Genomic DNA, 4,036 nt, shown 5'->3' with positions numbered 1-4,036 from the left:
AGCTTTCACCGACAAATGATATAACGACATTTTATTTTTGCTCTTTCTCTTAAATTTGGTTTACCAAATTTCACCAAACTGTATAGGTTGGTCGGGGATTACAAAGGGGTCTCCCCTTGTCGCAACGCATTGAATGAAATTCAATGGCTAAGTGCGCCCTTACTTCGTAACGGGAAAACTTCGCTTCGCTACGTTTTGATATTGCTCGCTTGGTTTTTTGCTTTTATGATCATGTTTTATTCTTGATCACACGGTTTAATAGTATGTCAGATATTGAAGAAAAGAAAGATGCTGTATTTGTAAAACTCACAAAAGCACAGCAGAAGAAATTATCTATTCAAGAGCAAATAGATTATTTAAAAAAAGAAGCTGAACAGATTTTATTAGATGCCAAAAAACAGCAAAGTAAATTAAAACAAGAGCAAGATAAGCTCTTAAATATCGCTAAATCACAAGAGCGTAAAGATGATACAAGACGTAAAATTTTATTAGGGGCATGGGTTCTTAATAAAATTAAAAATGATGAATCGTTTAAACAACAGCTATCTGACTTTGAGCAGTTTTTAAATACTGAAAATAAAAATGAATCGAGCAGACAAAAAGATAAAGATTTGTTTAAAGGTATTTTATGAGATGACTATTTTTAATGACCTTTCAATACCAAGACTTGTCCTGGTATTGAGGTCGTTGAAAATGGGCATCAATAGGGCTTGTAATCTATTTGATCAAACAGGGGCTTGACCGAATTAAAGAACTTCTCATCTAATAACTTTTCAGCAAGACGCTTTGCTAAGTCTTCAAATGATTCATTGCCAACTGAATACTCGCTCATTTCATGCAGTCTTGAGAGTTTAGAAGCAAGCAAGTGACGTTGTGCGTCTGTCATTTTGCTAAACAAGTCGATTGTGTTCGGGTCTCGCTGCTGTGGCTTTTTGATATTTTTCAGTTGTGGCTTTTGTTTAAATGTGAACGAGAAGCCTGTAATTTCACGACCAGTTTTATGCTGCTCATGCTTCACTGTAATATCAGTGTGCTCATTAATTTGTTTGAGACTACTATCAAGCACACGTTTCTTGAAGTCTGCTTTCACTTTGTATTCTTGATCTAAGACACCAAGTTTCTTTCTCAAGTCGTCATAACTGATAACCTGAGTTTTACCAGTACTCCGCCAAGCAATAATTAATTCATATAAACGAATCGCATAACCACTATTGAGCTTAGAGACCTGTTCCAGTTCATAGCTAGTGAAATGCTCTTCAAGCCGTGTTATCAAAGGAATGATTGCAGGAGCAAAGATCAGTTCAACGCATGCAGCATCTTCAATATATGCAATTTCAGACACCCACCGGCTGGTGACATTCGCTAAACCTTTTGACCGCTTTTCTTGATAGCTAAATTGACGAACAAACAGGTCTTTAGACGCATTTTTTAAAGCCTGATAAGCACCGTTGCGATGCACTCCAAACTGATTGATATAGCTTTCAGCATGAATTGATAAAGGGTCGTGAGCATTAATACCCTTGCCGCTTTCCCTAGCTTCGATGATAGCTAGCAAGATTAAACGCTGCTCTATTAAATCAAGGTTATAGCTTGCTTCAATTAATACGTTGTCTTTCACAACTAATTCTTTCTTCATTAGTGGTTTTCATATTATTAAACTTCATTGAATGGACGCAATTATTATTGTCTATATATTGACGCAATTATTATTGTCGTCATATCAGACTAACCTCTATTATATTGACGCAATTATTATTGTCAATATATGCCAACTAGATGTCCATGTATAGAGAGTTATCCGCAAACTAAATGTCCATGTATTGCCAACTAAATGTCCATATATGAAGGCTGAAAGCCTTTACTGTAAAGGCTTTCAGAGGTCTTAAAAGCATTTAAAAGCTTTTTCTTTTATTAAAAGCCTAAAACCCTCCCGAAAACTGCCCTATGTTTTCGCTACGCTCAAACTCTATTGCATTCAGACAAGCTGAATGCAGGGGGCAGTTTTTGTAATGGTCTTACGTGACAATCCCAAACAGCAATAATGTATTCGCTTCGCTCATACGTTTTTAAAAGCAAAAGCTCCAAAGTTCGCACCCATGCGGGATGCTCTGTACTTACCGTTCAAAATCGAAAGGGAGCTTGTAATCAGGGAAAGGAAAGGGGCAACTTTTCTTTGTGTCGCTCGTAGACACTCGCTAAGTAATTGAATCTTATTGTTTAGATAAACTAAAAACCCGGACTCGGTGAATCATCATCATTTCTGATTTCTTTTTTAGGCACTGGTCTATTTTGAACAATATTTTCAGGTTTATTCTGAATATGCTGTTTATTTGCGTTCTCTTGCTCTCTACGAGCTTTATTGTCTTTTTCAAGGTCATTTGACCACTGATTTAATAAACTTCGATCTAGCGCATCTGAGCGCATCTGAGCGTCATGTTTGCTTTGCTCTGCTGATATTTCTTCTAAAATTTGACGATATTCGCCTGTTTCTTCCATTTTTGCGTCTAAATCTCGCCAGTTGAAGTCCAATTCGACTTCTTTTTTGACGAGACCTAAGAAACTAGACTTCTCGACGGTGGCTGTTGGCAAATCAATATCGTGATCGTTTAGCACTTTGCTGTGACGTTCTAACTCTGAATAAATACGAGAAATTTGTTGCAGATCATCTTTTGCAGAATCTTTGAAAGCCTTGTGCTGTGCGTGTTTGAAAGCAGACATATCTGATTCTGAAACGAACCAATCGGGCTGCATAACCTGACTTGAATACACGGCACTGATAAACAACTGGTCATTCTCATAACCATTTTTTTGCATGTATTTGACTGATTTATCACGCTCTCGCTGTTTATCAGCGATTGCTTTGTTCTTGATGTTCTCAAGATGATGATAATTTTGAGCGTACTGAGCATATTCATACTGCAATTCAATGAATTGATCGTATGCGTAGTCAATCGCTTGTGTCTGCTGTGTTTGAAGCTGTTCTTCTGCTTGGTCTAAACTTGCAAATTCAGCCAATAACTCATGTTCTTCTGCTTCTGTTAAGCGTAGCTCATTCTCTAATTCATTGATCCGGTCGTTGATGTACTGCGGAACAATGATTTCTTGATCAAGTCCTTTGATAATCTGCTCATGAAGTTCGATAGCATCAGCATTACGCAACTTAATTTCATCGTTGTTTAAACTGATTTCTGTATCAATACCGCGTCTACGCATTGCCGTTACTGCCGGACCCTCATGCGTGGTCGGCTCTAAATAGTCCTTGTTTTGATCTTCATAGCTACGATGATCAACACGTTGATCGAATCCGGCTTGCTCTAAATGCTTGTTGCATAAGCCTGCAAAATCTTCTCTCCAGTCGCAGACTTCTTGTGTGCCATTATCACGACTGAAATCTCGATATTTTTTTGCTGAAAACTCACCATGCTCATTGATCGCTCGTGTCGTGAACATGATGTGTGCGTGATAGTTTCGTGCATCACTGCCACTTTCCGTATGCGGTGCATGAATCGCAGCATCGACAACGACACCGTACTTTTCAACAAGTTTCTGACATAGCTCGTCGAGTAACTGTTTACGCTGTTCAGCATTCAATTCGCATGGGAATGCAATTTCAAATTCACGAGCAAGTACAGCATCTTTGCGACGTTCAACTTTTTCGACTGTGTTCCAAAGTGTTTGACGATCTAGTAATTCAGGGTTGGTATTCGGTGGTGCATAAATATTTGTAAATTCAACACCTGACTTTTTTGTGTAATCTTGAGTTTTTTCATAATAGTCGCATGTCAATTTTTCACCAGATCGGTAAGCAGCACAAGCAACGGCACTACGTCCGTCACCTCTACTAATAGCTTTCACCGACAAATGATATAACGACATTTTATTTTTGCTCTTTCTCTTAAATTTGGTTTACCAAATTTCACCAAACTGTATAGGTTGGTCGGGGATTACAAAGGGGTCTCCCCTTGTCGCAACGCATTGAATGAAATTCAATGGCTAAGTGCGCCCTTACTTCGTAACGGGAAAACTTCGCTTCGCT

3 protein-coding genes are annotated in these 4,036 nt (G+C 38.3%); 1 reads left to right on the top strand and 2 read right to left on the bottom strand.

Translation table 11 applies throughout. The annotated features are described in order from the left end of the window. Positions 1-263: 263 nt before the first annotated feature. Positions 264-632 carry a hypothetical protein gene (locus B9T24_RS17265; RefSeq protein WP_086166826.1) on the top strand — a complete coding sequence of 123 codons (369 nt, stop codon included), beginning with the start codon at positions 264-266 and terminating at the stop codon, positions 630-632. A 68-nt stretch (positions 633-700) separates the two neighbouring features. Here the strand turns inward: B9T24_RS17265 and repM are convergent, their stop codons facing one another. Both repM and mobQ read right to left on the bottom strand, forming a co-directional pair. Next, positions 701-1,636, bottom strand: coding sequence for a replication initiation protein RepM (gene repM, locus B9T24_RS16660; RefSeq protein ID WP_086166825.1), 936 nt, complete (start codon positions 1,634-1,636; stop codon positions 701-703). 590 nt (positions 1,637-2,226) lie between these two features. After that, positions 2,227-3,876 carry a MobQ family relaxase gene (gene mobQ / locus B9T24_RS16655; RefSeq protein WP_086166824.1) on the bottom strand — a complete coding sequence of 550 codons (1,650 nt, stop codon included), beginning with the start codon at positions 3,874-3,876 and terminating at the stop codon, positions 2,227-2,229. Positions 3,877-4,036: the final 160 nt, after the last annotated feature.

It is taken from the genome of Acinetobacter sp. ANC 4654 (genome assembly GCF_002135425.1).
Classification (GTDB): domain Bacteria; phylum Pseudomonadota; class Gammaproteobacteria; order Pseudomonadales; family Moraxellaceae; genus Acinetobacter; species Acinetobacter kyonggiensis.
Note: the sequence above shows the minus strand (reverse complement) of the source record. Positions and strands in the feature narration are given on the sequence as shown.